Source organism: Arthrobacter sp. SPT-J7, assembly GCF_059089965.1.
The window spans coordinates 15,906-30,350 of sequence record NZ_JBNHFF010000010.1; the positions used below are offsets into that span (position 1 = coordinate 15,906).

At 66.1% G+C, this 14,445-nt stretch carries 13 protein-coding genes; 4 read left to right on the forward strand and 9 right to left on the reverse strand.

Going from position 1 to position 14,445, the window contains the following annotated elements; translation table 11 throughout:
• Positions 1 to 80 precede the first annotated feature (80 nt).
• The gene (gene pheT / locus AC5RWX_RS15175) at positions 81 to 2,624 is read right to left on the reverse strand and encodes a phenylalanine--tRNA ligase subunit beta (protein WP_493939786.1); all 2,544 of its coding nucleotides are present in this window, start codon (positions 2,622 to 2,624) and stop codon (positions 81 to 83) included.
• 4 nt (positions 2,625 to 2,628) lie between these two features.
• Positions 2,629 to 3,699: a phenylalanine--tRNA ligase subunit alpha gene (pheS, locus tag AC5RWX_RS15180; RefSeq protein ID WP_493939785.1), complete on the reverse strand. Its 1,071-nt coding sequence runs from the start codon at positions 3,697 to 3,699 to the stop codon at positions 2,629 to 2,631.
• A gap of 108 nt (positions 3,700 to 3,807) precedes the next feature.
• Here pheS and AC5RWX_RS15185 point away from each other — a divergent pair, with 108 nt between their 5' ends.
• Positions 3,808 to 4,407 carry a hypothetical protein gene (locus AC5RWX_RS15185; protein ID WP_493939784.1) on the forward strand — a complete coding sequence of 200 codons (600 nt, stop codon included), beginning with the start codon at positions 3,808 to 3,810 and terminating at the stop codon, positions 4,405 to 4,407.
• Here the strand turns inward: AC5RWX_RS15185 and AC5RWX_RS15190 are convergent.
• The gene (locus AC5RWX_RS15190) at positions 4,295 to 5,368 is read right to left on the reverse strand and encodes a DNA polymerase IV (RefSeq protein ID WP_493939783.1); all 1,074 of its coding nucleotides are present in this window, start codon (positions 5,366 to 5,368) and stop codon (positions 4,295 to 4,297) included. The two genes, AC5RWX_RS15185 and AC5RWX_RS15190, sit on opposite strands and share 113 nt — an antisense overlap.
• Positions 5,369 to 5,497: 129 nt before the next feature.
• Between AC5RWX_RS15190 and AC5RWX_RS15195 the strand changes: the two genes are divergently transcribed.
• On the forward strand, positions 5,498 to 7,594 hold the full coding sequence (locus tag AC5RWX_RS15195; RefSeq protein ID WP_494097595.1) for an intein-containing Rv2578c family radical SAM protein: 2,097 nt from the start codon (positions 5,498 to 5,500) through the stop codon (positions 7,592 to 7,594).
• Between the two features lie 25 nt (positions 7,595 to 7,619).
• Here AC5RWX_RS15195 and AC5RWX_RS15200 read toward each other — a convergent pair whose 3' ends face one another.
• Positions 7,620 to 8,063 carry a (deoxy)nucleoside triphosphate pyrophosphohydrolase gene (locus AC5RWX_RS15200; protein WP_494097596.1) on the reverse strand — a complete coding sequence of 148 codons (444 nt, stop codon included), beginning with the start codon at positions 8,061 to 8,063 and terminating at the stop codon, positions 7,620 to 7,622.
• Positions 8,064 to 8,282: 219 nt separating this feature from the next.
• Between AC5RWX_RS15200 and AC5RWX_RS15205 the strand changes: the two genes are divergently transcribed.
• On the forward strand, positions 8,283 to 9,548 hold the full coding sequence (locus AC5RWX_RS15205) for an MFS transporter (RefSeq protein WP_493939780.1): 1,266 nt from the start codon (positions 8,283 to 8,285) through the stop codon (positions 9,546 to 9,548).
• Here the strand turns inward: AC5RWX_RS15205 and AC5RWX_RS15210 are convergent.
• From AC5RWX_RS15210 to infC, 5 genes are all read right to left on the reverse strand, one after another.
• The gene (locus AC5RWX_RS15210; RefSeq protein WP_493939779.1) at positions 9,545 to 10,489 is read right to left on the reverse strand and encodes a cation diffusion facilitator family transporter; all 945 of its coding nucleotides are present in this window, start codon (positions 10,487 to 10,489) and stop codon (positions 9,545 to 9,547) included. The genes AC5RWX_RS15205 and AC5RWX_RS15210 overlap by 4 nt on opposite strands.
• Positions 10,490 to 10,575: 86 nt before the next feature.
• On the reverse strand, positions 10,576 to 11,493 hold the full coding sequence (locus tag AC5RWX_RS15215) for a TrmH family RNA methyltransferase (RefSeq protein ID WP_493939778.1): 918 nt from the start codon (positions 11,491 to 11,493) through the stop codon (positions 10,576 to 10,578).
• A 45-nt stretch (positions 11,494 to 11,538) separates the two neighbouring features.
• Entirely contained in the window at positions 11,539 to 12,207 is a 669-nt protein-coding gene (rplT, locus tag AC5RWX_RS15220; protein WP_493939777.1) for a 50S ribosomal protein L20, sunset domain variant, read from the reverse strand.
• 116 nt (positions 12,208 to 12,323) lie between these two features.
• A complete protein-coding gene (rpmI, locus tag AC5RWX_RS15225) occupies positions 12,324 to 12,518 on the reverse strand; it encodes a 50S ribosomal protein L35 (RefSeq protein WP_127511693.1) in 195 nt (64 codons plus the stop codon).
• A 145-nt stretch (positions 12,519 to 12,663) separates the two neighbouring features.
• Positions 12,664 to 13,674 carry a translation initiation factor IF-3 gene (gene infC, locus AC5RWX_RS15230; RefSeq protein WP_493939776.1) on the reverse strand — a complete coding sequence of 337 codons (1,011 nt, stop codon included), beginning with the start codon at positions 13,672 to 13,674 and terminating at the stop codon, positions 12,664 to 12,666.
• Positions 13,675 to 14,013: 339 nt separating this feature from the next.
• Here infC and AC5RWX_RS15235 point away from each other — a divergent pair, with 339 nt between their 5' ends.
• Positions 14,014 to 14,433 (forward strand): DUF1844 domain-containing protein, encoded by a 420-nt coding sequence (locus AC5RWX_RS15235; RefSeq protein WP_493939775.1) that lies wholly within the window; start codon positions 14,014 to 14,016, stop codon positions 14,431 to 14,433.
• The last annotated feature ends 12 nt before the right edge of the window (positions 14,434 to 14,445 follow it).

The window sequence follows — 14,445 nt, forward strand, 5'->3', positions numbered from 1 at the left end:
TTCCTTTTCCCTTTCCCCCACGACGGCGGGGCCCACCTAGGTCGGTGGGCCCCGCCGTCGCTATTCATTTCAGTAGCCGGTCACCGCTGGACGGCGCCACAGCGGGCCGCGGCCAGCTCCACCGCCTGTGCGCGCGCTGCGGACGCCTCGTCGGCGGTCAGCGTGCGGTCGTCGGCGCGGAACCGCAGTCCAAAGGCCAGCGATTTCTTGCCGGGTTCGATTCCGCTGCCGGAGTAGACGTCGAACAGTGCGATGTCCTCCAGCAGTTCCCCGGCTCCTTCACGCAGCGCCTCGCGGACTGCTTCGGCCGGAACGGACGAATCCACCACCAGGGCCACGTCCTGGGTGGAGAGCGGGAAGGTGGACAACGGCTTGGCCACGATCACGTCTGCGGCGGCCTCGAAGAGAGCCTCGCCGTTCAGTTCCATCGCGGCGGTACGCGCCGGCAGGTCCAGATCTGCCAGCAGCTTCGGATGCAGCTCGCCGGCGTAGCCGACCACTTCGCCAGTGCGCAGCGAAAGCTGGGCGGTACGGCCGGGGTGGAAGGCCTGGTGCTCGCCCTGGGCGACCACCAGTTCGACGCCGAGGACGTCGCCGACGGTCAGCGCGGCATCCACCGCATCAGACCATTCCCAGGCCCGCGGGGTGAACCCGGCACCGGGTGCAGCCTCATGCCCGGTCAGGACGGCGCCCACATGCCAGGGCTGTTCCGGGATGCCGGCGAACAGCTCCTCCAGCACCTCCTCGGACGGCTTGACGCCCAGCGGCGGCAGCACCGGAGACCCGAGCTGATCGCCGGGCAGGAAGACCAGCCCGCCTTCGTACAAGGCCAGATCGCGGAAACCACGGGAATGATTGCGGCGGGCGGTCTCCAGCAGTCCGGGGAGCACGCTGGTGCGCAGGTAGCCGAATTCGGCCGAGATCGGGTTCGCCAGCTTCAGCGACGCGGCCTCTGACCCGCCCCGGGGTGTGCCGAAGGTCGTGTTCTGCTCCAGGGAGACGAACGGGTAGCTCAGGACCTCGGTCAGGCCAGCGTCGGCCAGCGACTGCAGCACGCGGCGGCGCTGCTGCTGGCCCCTGGTGAGACCGCGGCCGGGCGGCGCCACCGGCAGGGTGGCCGGGATCTGGTCGTAGCCCACCAGCCGGGCGATCTCCTCGACCAGGTCTTCCTTGATCGCCAGATCCGGACGCCAGCTCGGCGCCGTGACGCGCAGGCCGCCGTCGTACTGTTCGAACGAGGCACCGATCCCGGTCAGCGCCGTTTCGATTTGCTCTGTGCTGTACTCGACGCCGATCAGACGGGAGGCGAATCCCTCGGGCAGGTCGATCACCGTGGGCGCGGGACGGGTTCCGGCATCCGTTGCCGTGGGGTCGGCGGTGCCGCCGGCGAGTTCTACCAGCAAGTCCACGGCACGCTGCGCCGCCTCGTCTGCCACTTCCCAGTCCACTCCGCGCTCGTTGCGCTTGGACGCCTCCGAGGGCAGCTTGTGCCGGCGCCGGGTGCGGCCCATCGAGACGTCGTCGAAGTGTGCCGACTCGATGAGCACGTTGGTGGTGCCGTCCCCGACCTCGGTTTCCGCGCCGCCCATCACGCCGGCCAGCCCGATGGCGCCCCGGTCGTCGGTGATCAGCAGGTCCTCGGTGGAAAGCTTGCGTTCCTTGCCGTCCAGCGTCACCAGGGTCTCCCCCGGGTTGGCCCGGCGGACCACGATCGGCCCCTGCAGCTTGTCCACGTCGTAGAAATGCAGGGGCTGGCCCAGTTCCAGCATCACGTAGTTGGAGATGTCCACCACCAGCGAGATGGAGCGCATGCCCGCCAGCCGAAGCCGCGAGGCCATCCACTGCGGGGTGGGGCGCGAGGCATCCACGCCGCGCACCGCGCGCGCCACGAACCGGTCGCAGCCCGGCTTGCCGTACACCGGGGTCTGGTCTTCGAGCCGGACCGGGTAGCCCTCGCCGCTCGCCTCGGCAACCTCGACCTGCGCGGCCGGATCGGTGAACGAGGTGCCGGTCGCGAGCGCGTATTCGCGGGCCACGCCGCGGATGGAGAAGCAATAGCCGCGGTCGGGTGTCACGTTGATCTCGGCCGCCTCGTCGGTCAGGCCGAGCAGTTCCATTGCGTCGGTGCCGATTTCCGGGTCCAGGCCCAGCCGGGAGAGCACAATGATGCCGTCGTGGTCGTCGCCGATGCCGAGTTCGCGGGCAGAGGCGATCATCCCGGCGGAAATGTGGCCGTAGGTCTTGCGCGGGGTGATCCGGAAGTCCCCGGGGAGGACGGCGCCGGGCAGCGTCACCACGACCTTGTCACCGGCCTCGAAGTTGTGGGCACCGCAGACAATGCCTTGCACGCCGGACGGATCGATCCCGTCGCCGGTGAGGGGTTGGTCGGCGCCTTCCGGCACCACGCGGACGTGGCACCAGTTGATGGTCTTGCCGTTGGTCTGCGGCTCCTTGACCACATCCAGGACCTGACCCACCACGATCGGCCCGGAAATCGAGTCGGCCGGACGGTGCACGTCCTCTTCTTCGAGGCCGACCTTGACCAGGTCGGCCATGACATCCTCGGCCGTCGCGTCAACGGGAACCTGCGCATATTCGCGCAGCCATGAAAGGGGAATACGCATAGTTCTAGATCTCCATCCCGAAGTGCTGGCTGAAGCGGACGTCGCCTTCGATCATGTCGTGCATGTCCGGGACGTCGTTGCGGAACATGAGGGTGCGTTCAATGCCCATGCCGAAGGCGAAGCCGGAGTAGACCTCCGGGTCGATGCCGGCGGCGCGCAGCACGTTCGGGTTCACCATGCCGCAGCCGCCCCACTCGATCCAGCGCGGTCCGCCCTTGGCGCCCGGGTGCCAGATGTCCATCTCGGCGGAGGGCTCGGTGAACGGGAAGTACGCCGGACGCAGCCGGATCTTCGCCTCGGCGCCGAACATCTGCCGGGAGAAGTGCTCCAGGGTGCCGCGCAGGTCGGCCATCGTCAGGCCCTTGTCCACGGCCAGGCCCTCGAACTGGTGGAACACCGGCGTGTGCGTGGCGTCCAGCTCATCGGTCCGGAAGGTCCGGCCTGGGCACAGCACGTACACCGGAAGGTCCCGCTCCAGCATGGAGCGGACCTGCACCGGAGAGGTGTGGGTCCGCAGCACCAGGTGCGCCTCCGGCGGCTCCACGAAGAAGGTGTCCTGCATTTCGCGCGCCGGGTGGTCCGGCTTGAAGTTCAGGGCGTCGAAGTTGAACCACTCGGATTCAACTTCCGGTCCTTCGGCGATCTCCCAGCCCATGCCCACGAAGATGTCGCTGACCCGCTCCTGCAGCGTCGAGAGCGGATGCCTGGCACCGGCACGGCGGCGCCGCGGAGCCGCGGTGACATCCACTGCTTCCTCGACGAGGATCTGTGCCTCCCGCTCGGCTTCCAGCTCCGCGGTGCGGGCAGCCAGCGCCTGGTTGATACGTCCGCGCGCCGGACCGATGATCTTGCCGGCGGCCGCTTTGTCTTCTTTGGCCAGCTTGCCGATTTCTCGGTTGGCCAGGCTCAGCGGGGACTTCTCGCCGGCATGGGCGAGCCTGGCCGTCTTGAGCTCGTCCAGGTCTGATGCGGCCTTGAAGGCCATCATCGCCTGCTCGACGGCGGCGGCGACCGCCGCTTCATCAAGCGGGCTCGGCACGAGCTGCTCCTGGGCTGGGGGTGTCACGTCAGACATGTGCTGTTGGGACCTCGGAATAGGTTAAAGGGTTTCTGCCCGCGCACGGGCAACCACACCAGTCTAGTTCACGGGCAGGCAGCGGCCCGAAACGCCTACGATGGCTCCATGACGCCGTTTGAAAAGCTGCGCGCCGGCTGGAATCTGCTCAACGGCTCCACGCTGGCCGGACTGGGCCTCGCCGCGGCGGTCCGCTGCAGCCTGGCCCGCGGCCCGCGAGGCCTGATCCTGGCGCACGGCTACCGGCTCTGGCTGCCGAAGGCTGCCGCCTTCACGGTGGGCAATGTGGTGCTCCTGCGCCGGACGGCGGCCGGCCTTGCCGACAACCCGCAACTGCTGGGCCATGAGTCACGCCACAGCACGCAATATGCCCTGTGCCTCGGCCTGCCGTTCCTGCCGCTCTACGCCTGCGCCGCCCTGTGGTCTCTGTGGCGGACCGGCGATCCGGCATCGCGGAACATCTTCGAACGGCACGCGGGCCTGAGCGCAGGCGGCTACATCGAGCGGACGGTCCAGCGCGGCCCGGGCCGTCGCCGCGATGCGGCCCGCCCCGGTGTTGTGACCATCGCCCGGGCAAAGAGGGCAAGCGACGCGATCACCAACCGCCGCGCGTCGGCGTATGCCCCTTCCGGGCATCGTCAGGCATGGCCATTTCGGCCCGCAGGCCCAAAAGCCGGATGGGACGGCCGGCTTCGATTCCGGCGGTGAGGTCCAACGCGCGAGCGAGGATGTCGTTCCGGTCGAAGGTCTCGGGAATCTTCCGTGCGTGGGTCTTGGTGATGAACGGCGCGTACCGAACCTTGAGGGTTAGCCCCACCACCGGCCGCCCCTCGGCCACAACATCCTCAAGGACACGCGCTGTCAATTCCCTCACGGCGCCGTCGACCTGAGCGGGCTCGGTCAGGTCGCGCTGGAAGGTGATCTCCCGGCTGTGCCCGCGGGCGACCCACGGAGTGTCGTCCACAACACTGGCGCCCTCCCCGCGCCCGAGTTCCGCGTACCAAGGACCCATCCTGGGGCCGAACTCCGGAACCAGGTCCTGCGGGTCGGTCGCCGCGAGCTCTGCGACCGTGTTGATGCCGAGTTTGGCCAGCCGGCCCGACACTTTGGTTCCGATGCCCCACAGGTCCTTGGTTGGCCGACCACCCATGACGTCGAGCCAATTCCCTGCAGTGAGGCGGAAGACGCCGGCCGGCTTGCCGAAACCGGTGGCGACCTTGGCTCGGACCAAGGTGTCACCGATGCCCACGCTGCAATGCAGCCGGGTGCGCTCCAAAACAGCAGCCTGCACCTGCCGCGCGTAGGCTTCCGGGTTTTCCGCCTCGGTGCCCACGAAGGCTTCATCCCACCCCAGCACCTGCACGGTCGCGCCGGGCTGCGCGCGGAGGGTAGCCATCACCGTTTCGGACGCCGCGAGGTAAGCCTCCTGATCGACCGGCAGGATCACGGCGTCTGGCACCTTCCGAGCCGCGATCCGCAAGGGCATTCCGGAACCCACACCGAACGCCCTGGCTTCGTAGGACGCGGTCGACACCACGGCTCGTTCCGTGGGATCTCCCCGACCGCCGACGATGATCGGCTTGCCCTTGAGCTCCGGCCGCCGGAGCACTTCCACGGCCGCGATGAACTGGTCGAGATCGACATGCAGCACCCAGCGGATTGCGCTCACGCCACCAGTCTGCCCTAAACACCGCTTGGCGGGCACCGCCTCTCCCCGGGGCTTGCCGGGTCACGCCCGCGGGGGATGATCTGTGTGGCGGGGATGGGCATCGATTAGAAGATGTGTTCTAATGAATAGATGCGCTGGGATGGTCAATTAGTCACTGCCGAAGCCCCCGCTGCGTTGCCGGGGCTGGCGCAACTGAGCAACCTTGTGCGCAGCGTGCAGACGCCGGAGTTTGCCGGAATCACCTTTCACGAGGTGATGGCGAAATCCGCGCTCAGCCGGGTACCCAGCCAGTCTGCGATGCCTTTCGCGTGGACCATCAACCCATATCGGGGCTGCTCACATGCATGCACATACTGCCTGCATCCAGACACGCTGATCCTGATGGCGGACGGCAGGCAAAAGCCGCTCCACAAGATTATGGTTGGCGACCAGGTCATGGGCACGGAAGTCCGCGGCAACTATCGCCGCTACAAGAGGACGCAAGTGGAGGCTAAATGGCCTACTCGCAAACACGCTTATCGGCTCACGCTGGGAGATGGTACTCAAATTGTGGCGAGCGGCGACCACCGATTCCTCAGCGATCACGGCTGGAAATTTGTACAAGGCGCGATGCAGGGACCAGAACAACGGCCCTATCTAACAACGAATAACACGCTCATGGGTTTCGGCCTCCGCGGGTTGGCGCACGACGCTTACGGGCCAGAGCAAGGCGAAGCGTACCGCCACGGATACCTCACCGGAATGATTCGTGGCGACGCAATGCTATTTCGGCGCACCTACACACGGGCCAGCGGCACCCCGAATAACGTCAGCATGTTCCGTTTAGCACTCACGGATACAGAGGTGCTGGAACGGACGCGGGACTATCTGGTGAAGGAAGGGATACCAACCCTCCAACGCCCCTTCGGGACGAAAACCGATACCCGGAAACAAATGACGGCGATTCATACCTCCCGTGCTGCCCACTATGACGCCATCAAAGGCCTCATTGAATGGCCAGTAGATCCGAGCGACGCATGGAGCGCCGGCTTTCTGGCTGGAGTCTTCGATGCTGAGGGCAGTTGCTCTCAAGGAGTGCTGCGGATCAGCAACTCCGATCAAGAGATACTCATGCACATCGAAGCCGCCATGTCGGTCCTTGGAATCACTCACGTCCGGGAGGGTGCCCGGTCGAACGGCGTCGCCACTATCCGCGTAGTCGGAGGGCTCCCGATGCGTTCACGCTTTTTCGGCGCCACTGCTCCGGCAATCTCCCGCAAGCTCAATATTGAAGGGCAAGCGGTGAAATCGGATGCAGACCTCCGAATCGTCTTGATCGAAGATCTCGGCCAAGAACAGGCAATGTTCGACATCACAACGGGAACGGGCGACTTCATTGCCAATGGAGTCGTCAGCCACAACTGCTTCGCCCGCAAGACCCACAGCTATCTTGGTCTCGATACCGGGTTGGACTTCGACAGCCAGCTGGTAGTGAAGATTAACGCCGGCGAGGTGCTGCGCCGGGAGTTGGCCAAACCGTCGTGGAAGCACGAACACGTGGCCATGGGGACCAACACGGACCCGTATCAGCGGGCGGAAGGCCGGTACAAGCTCATGCCGGACATCATCAGGGCACTGGCCGGTTCCGGAACGCCGTTTTCGATCCTGACCAAAGGGACCTTGCTGGCCCGCGATCTGCCCCTGTTGCGTGAGGTGGCCAAGGACGTCGACGTCGGAATGGGTATCTCGCTGGCCATGACGGACGCCGGATTGGCGCATCGGGTGGAGCCGGGTACACCGACGCCGCGGGCCAGGCTGGATCTGATTGCCAAGCTCAGTGACGCAGGCCTGCCCTGTTCCGTGATGGCGATGCCGATCCTGCCCTGGCTGACGGACTCCGAGGAGGCGCTCGACGACCTTTGTGCCTCGGTAGCTGCCGCCGGTGCCACCAGCATGACCGCGGGCGCCCTACATCTTCGTCCTGGCGCGCGGGAGTGGTACATGGAGTGGCTGGCCAAGGAATACCCGCAACTGGTGCCCAGCTACCGCCGCCTCTACAACGGCGGAACCTATGCTGACAAGGATTACCGGCGCTGGCTGGCCGCGCGGGTGGGCGCGGCCAAGCGCCGGCACGGCTTGGAGAGGTCAGCGTGGCTGCGCCAGGTCGAGGCGCGGGAGCAGACGGACACGACCTCTGCCCCAGTGCACCCAAAGCCGGCGGTGGCCGAGCAGGCTACGTTGTTCTGAGCGCTGCCCGCTGGGTGGGCGACCGTCAAGCGGGGCGACCCACCACCCTGACCGCCTTGAGGACAGCCGCGACGATCGGGAAGTCGGCCGGAATCCACGGCAGTGCGGTGGCCTCGCGCTCGTCCAGCCGGACCCAGCGCAGTTCGTCGTGGTCTTCAAGCGGCTCCGGCCGTCCATCCGCGATGTACGCACACCACACCCGCATTGCCGCCGTTTCGTTGAGTGGCCAGCCCTGCTCGAGCGGACCGGCCACCTCCGCGCCAAGCTCAATCCCCACCCCCAGCTCCTCGCGGATCTCGCGGCGGAGGGCGTCCTCGCAGCTCTCCCCCGGCTCCACTTTGCCGCCGGGAAACTCCCACAGGCCGGCCAATGACTCCGGCGCCGTACGACGCGCCGCGAGCAAGCGGCGAGGTTCGTCTCGGAGGTCGAGGATGGCCGCTCCGACAATTTGTTTGAGGCTCTGTTGCACGCCGCTCAGTCTACGGTGACCGGGTCCGGCTCCTGCAGGTGGACGCAACAGGATTATGGTGCTCACCACAGGGCCGCCGATCCCGGAATGGGGCGTGGCGCCGCGGTGTTGCCATACTGTAACTGTCGGAGCACGCTCCCCGGAGCCCAGCCGCTTCCGCCGCGCTGGTGCGGCAACCTTCTTTCCTTGCCTCCTCTGCCGTCCAAACGAAAGCACCCTATGAATCGCCCTGTCCTCGCCGACACACGGACACACGCCGCCCAACGCCGGACGGTGTGGGCCATCGTTGCACTGGCTATGGGCGGGTTTGCCATTGGAACCACGGAATTTGCCATCATGGGCCTGCTGCAGAACGTGGCGGAAGGCTTGGACATCAGCATCCCGGAGAGCGGCCATCTGATCTCCGCCTACGCCTTGGGCGTGGTGATCGGGGCCCCGCTGCTCGCGGCCCTCGGGGCCAAACTGCCGCACAAGTACATGGTGCTGGGGCTCATGGTGCTGTTTACGCTCGGAAATCTTTCATCAGTCCTGGCGCCTGACTATGGCACCATGCTCGTGACGCGGTTCATTTCCGGCCTGCCGCACGGCGCCTACTTCGGCGTGGCCGCGGTCTTGGCAGCCTCGTTGGTGTCGCCCACCCGCCGGGCACAGGCAGTTGCCATGGTGATGCTCGGGCTGTCCGTGGCCAACGTCGTCGGTGTTCCGATAGTGACGTGGCTGGGTCAGCAGTACGGCTGGCGGCTCATGTTCGTCGCAGTAGGTTTGGTCGGCGCGGTCACCGTGCTGATGATCCAGCGCCTTGTTCCCTTCAGTCCGGCGCATGAGGAAGCGGGCATCCGCCGCGAACTCCGAGCGTTGAAACGGATTCAGGTCTGGCTGGCGCTGTTCATTGGCGTGGTTGGTTTCGGCGGATTCTTTGCCGTGTATTCCTACATCAGCCCCACGATGACGGATGTGACCGGGCTGGCCCCCGCAGCCCTGCCCCTGATCGTCGGCCTCTACGGCTTGGGCATGGTCGTCGGCACCTTCATCGGCGGTCGGTTGGCGGACAGGTCCGTGATGGGCACCATCTATCAGGTCATGACGGCTATCGTCGTCGTCCTGGTGCTTTTCTGGGCTGCCTCCTCGATAGCGATGCTGGCGATACCGCTGGTTTTCCTCCTCGGCGTCGCGGGATCCAGCCTGATCCCCGCGCTGCAAACCCGGCTGATGGACGCCTCGCCGGATGCCCAGACCCTGGCGGCGTCGCTCAACCACTCCGCCTTGAACATGGCCAACGCGTTGGGCGCCTTCTTGGGCGGCGTCGTGATCTCTTGGGGCTGGGGCTTTGCAGCGCCGGCGCTGGTCGGCGCCGGGCTGGCAGCCTTGGGCCTGGGCATCGCCGGAATCAGCGGCGCGGTCGAGAAGAGGCACAGCCTGACGCGGCAGGCAGCGCAGGTGCCGGGATCAGACATGTCCCCAGCGGGCACGACCGGTCGGGATTAGGCGGGGCCCACTGAGTGGCCAACAGATTCCGAGCGGAAGATGTCCGGCTCCAAATAGATGACGGCGGCGATGGGCAAGGCCTCGCGGATGCGCTTTTCGGCACCGTCGATCAACCGCGCAATTTCCTGGCCCGAGTCGCTGCGCCCCACGCTGATCTTGGCCGCGACCAGCAGTTCCTCCGGTCCCAGGTGCATGGTTTTCAGGTGGATGATCCGCGTTTCCTGTTCGGCTGCGATGGCGTCCTCGATGAGCCGCAGATGCTCCCGCGAGGCTGATTCGCCCAGCAGCAACGACTTGGTCTCAACGGCGAGCACGGCGGCGATGGCCACCAGCAGCAGACCGATCATGGCCGTGCCTGCCGCGTCCCACAGACCGTTGCCGGTCAGCAGGGTCAGTCCGACGCCGAACACCGCGAACACCAGCCCCAGGAGGGCGCCAAAGTCCTCAAGCAGGATCACCGGGAGTTCAGGCGACTTCGACCGGCGGATGAACTCGACCCAGCCGGTGGTGCCGCGCGTGGGGTTGGACTCCTTGATCGCGGTGCGCAGGGAAAAGGATTCGGCGATGATCGCTCCGGCCAGCACCGCCAAGGGGACCCACCACCAGAAGCCTTCGATGGGATGCGGATCCTTCCACTTGTGGTAGGCCTCGTACAACGCGAAAAGGCCGCCGACGCTAAACAACACGATCGAGACGATGAACGCGTAAATGTACCGGTCCCGGCCGTAGCCGAACGGGTGGCTGGGACTCGCATGCCGAGCGGCTCGTTTCCCGCCCACCAGCAGCAGGACCTGGTTGCCGGAATCGGCCACCGAGTGGATGGCTTCAGCCAACATCGACGACGATAGGGTCAGCAGATACGCGACGAACTTCATCGCGGCAATGGCCAGATTGGCGGTCAGCGCCGCGACGATGGCCTTGGTCCCTCCGCTTGCTGCCATCCCGCGCCCTCCCGGTTGGATCCGATGGCCGCAGTGATGCGGCATCGGTTCTTACCGTACCTTCAGGCCGGGCCGAGCGGCAGTGGCTAAACCGGCCGGTCGCCCCGCCGCTGGGCTCTGGCCGAGGCGTACAAGCAGACCGTGGCCGCCGTACCGACGTTCAGGCTCTCGGCTTGGCCGTAGACCGGCACGGCTACCCGGTGGGCTGCCGTAGCGAGCTCCTCCTCCGACAGCCCCTGGGCCTCGTTCCCAAAGAGCCAGGCAGTCGGCGCCGCCAGGTCGGGAAGTGCTACGTCGTCGTCGGAAGCGGAGCCGTTCCCCAGCCGGCGAAGTGCACTGCGGTCCTGCAAATCGTCCAAGTCGACCGTGCCGTAACCGTCGGCAGCGAGCATGGTCAGGCCGGCTGCCCGAAGGGCGGCGGCCAGTTCATCGAAATCATGTCCGGTGACCACGGGCAGGTGGAAGAGCGATCCAGCCGTGGAGCGCACAGCCTTGGGGTTGTAGATATCCACGCTGGAGTTGGTCAGCACCACGGCGTCGGCCCCGGCGGAATCGGCCGCCCGCAGGATGGTGCCGGCATTGCCGGGGTCCTGCACCCGGACCATGATGGCCAGCAGCAGCGGCTTGGCCTGCAGCACTTCATTGAGCGGCCGATCCAGGTAATCGCAGACCGCCACGATCCCCTGCGGGTTGACGGTGTCGGCCATGGCCGCAAGGACCGCGTCGGTGGCCAGCCGCAGCGGCACCGTGTCGGCCAGGTCCGCAAGTTCAGGCAAACGGTCCAGACAGGCTTCAGTGGCAAAAACCTCCGCCACAATCCCGTTCCCTCCGGACACCATCTGCGCGCGGTGGGCGGACAAGGCCTCGCGCACGGCCTGCGGGCCCTCGGCGAGGAACTGGCGGCGCTTTAAACGCACCGAGCGCCCGGCAAGCTTGGCCACATCCTTGACCCGATCGGCTCGGGGGTTGGACATGATGGCTTGCGGGCGCCCGGTAATGCTCATACAGCGACTATAACGTCGCCATATGGCGGTTTATGCATCCGGTGCTTACTCAGCAACCTTCTGGCGGGCTTCGCCGCCGGCGGGCTCGTAGCCGGCAGCCTTGGCGGCTTCGACGGACTCGAACCAGTACACGGGGGTGGTGTTTTCGTACCAGGTGGAGCCCGGGACGTGGTACTTCTTCGACTGGTTGCCCTTGATGCTGTATCCGGCGGGCGCATCCTCGCCGTCAACAGCCTTCACAGCGCCAGCAACTTCGCCGGCTTCAGCGGCGGGTGCGGCAGCCTTGGCGCCCGGACCGGCCTTGGCGGCAGCCGGCTTGGCAGCAGCGGCCGGGCGCCCAGCGGGAGCGGAGGTGTCGGCAGGCAGCGCGTCCTTGGCAACCTGCACCAGTGCCGCGAAAGCACCGGCGTCGGAGACAGCCAGTTCGGCCAGCATGCGGCGGTCAACCTGCACCTCGGCAGCCTTCAGGCCCTGGATGAGACGGTTGTAGGTCAGGCCGTTGGCGCGGGAGGCAGCGTTGATGCGCTGGATCCACAGGCGGCGGAAGTCACCCTTACGCTTGCGGCGGTCGCCGTAGCTGTACACGAACGAGTGCAGCAGCTGTTCCTTTGCCTTGCGGTACAGGCGGGACCGCTGTCCGCGGTATCCGGCAGCCCGGTCCAGGATGACCCGGCGCTTCTTGTGGGCGTTGACCGCCCGCTTCACACGTGCCACGTGCGTACTCCTTTTGATGATTGGTGCCCGGTGTTCGACCGCCACAATCAGCGGTCGGGGCAAAAACTTGCTGGGATGGTCTGACGGCTGACGCCGTGCGGACCGGAGGGAGAAAGTTAGATGCCGAGCATCTTCTTGATGTTGCGCACGTCTGCCGGAGCAACGATCTTGTCACCTGCGAGGCGGCGGGTCAGCGTGGAAGGCTTGTGCTCCAGGTAGTGGCGGCGGTTGGCCTGCTGGCGCTTGAGCTTGCCGCTGCCGGTGAGCTTGAAGCGCTTCTTGGCGCCGCTGTGGGTCTTCTGCTTCGGCATGGCTGCCGTTCTCCTTACGTCTTCCTCAGGTCGTTGCGGACCTTCGGCTCGTGCGGTGCCGCTACGGGCACCGGCGGTTTACTTGTCTACCGGCACCGGGCACAAGGCTGTGCCCGGCGGGATGCCGGATGCTCTCTGGACGGTCTTAGCTCTTGGAACCGGACCGGCCAGCAGGTTTGGGGGCGGCAGGCCGCGCTGCCGGCTTGGGCCGGGCTGCGGGCTTGGGAGCCGCGGGCTTGGCCTCGGCAGGTGCCGCAGGCTTCGCCGGAGCGGCAGGCTTGGCCTCCGCTGCGGGCTTAGCCGGAGTGGCGGGCTTGGCCTCTTCCGCAGGCTTAGCCGGAGTGGCGGGCTTGGCCTCTTCCGCTGGCTTCGCTTTCGGCGCCGCTGCAGGCTTCGCTTCGGGCTGTTCCTCCGGCTTGGCCTCGGGTGCAACCTCGGTTGCCGCTTCGGGTTCAACAACCGTCTGGGCTTCAGGCTCGGCGACAGCCGGTGCGGCCTGCTCAGCGGGTGCTTCGGCGGTTTCCTCCGGCTGGCTTGCCATGGCGGCAAGGCCCGGTGCCAAGTCGCCCAGGCTCTGCGTGAACGGCTCCTGGTCGGCGGAGGTTTCCACCCGCTGCTTGCCGGCCTCGTTCGCTGCCTTGGCGTCTGCCTTCTGCGCGGCCCGACGAGCCTCTGCCTTTGCCTCGGCCTTGTTCTTGGTCGGGCCGATCACCATGACCATGTTCCGGCCGTCAATTCGCGGAGTCGATTCGATCACGCCGACCTCGGCGACGTCCTCGGCGAACTTGTGCAGCAGGCGGATGCCCATTTCCGGGCGCTGCTGTTCACGGCCGCGGAACTGGATCATGGCCTTGACCTTGTCACCGGCTGCAAGGAACCGCAGCGCATGGCCGCGCTTCGTCTCGTAGTCGTGCTTGTCGATCTTCAGCCGGAACCGGATCTCCTTAAGCACGGTGTTCGTCTGGTTCTTGCGCGCCTCGCGTGCCTTGACCGCAGCCTCATACTTGTACTTGCCAAAATCCATCAGCTTGCACACCGGAGGCTTTGCCTGCGGCGCGACCTCAACCAGGTCAAGATCCGATTCGGTGGCCAGACGCAGCGCATCCTCGATGCGCACAATGCCTACCTGTTCACCGTTCGGTCCGACTAACCGCACCTCGGGAACACGGATACGATCGTTGATTCTTGGCTCGCTAATGGGTGGCTCCTGTCACTGATATTCGTCTGCCGCCGGCAATGAAAGAAGGCCTCCCATTGCAAGCGCAACCGAAGGCCTCGAAGTGGCGGCAGGGAGGAACGGGAAGGTTCCTGACTGGAGCTGGGCAACCTTGCTCGAAGGTTACCGGCCACATCCTGCCGACCGAAACCCGGCAGCTCTGGCTAGCCATACCGACGGGTGGGAGAGGTCTCCGCTTGCAGATTGGACCCCGTTTCCCTACGTGCTCTCAGGCACATAAGTCACCGGATCCAATTGGTCTGTGACAAGCTTACCAGTATGAGCAGCTCAGATAACAATCCGCAGACCGACGGCCACCGCCACAGCTTCGCGCCGGACGAAGGTTCTGCTTCCACCCAGGAACAGGAAGTCCTGGGCCAGATGCGCGATATCGCCGAAGTGCCCGCCGTGGAGGTCATTACCACCGCGGCTGTCCACCTGATGAGCGCCGCCGCCGTTAAATGCGGTTTGGCCGCCGGCGACGATGCGGAAGAGCTCAAGGATCTGGACGAAGCCCGCAAACTGATCACCGCGCTGGCCGGCTTTGTGACCGCTGCTGCACCGGAAATCGGCAGCCAGCATGCCGGCCCGTTGCGCGACGGCCTCCGCTCCCTGCAGCTGGCTTTCCGCGAGGCTTCCGTCATCCAGGACGAGCCGGGCAAGGGCCCGGGCGAGAAGTTCACCGGCCCAGTCAACTAGCTTGGCAAGAAC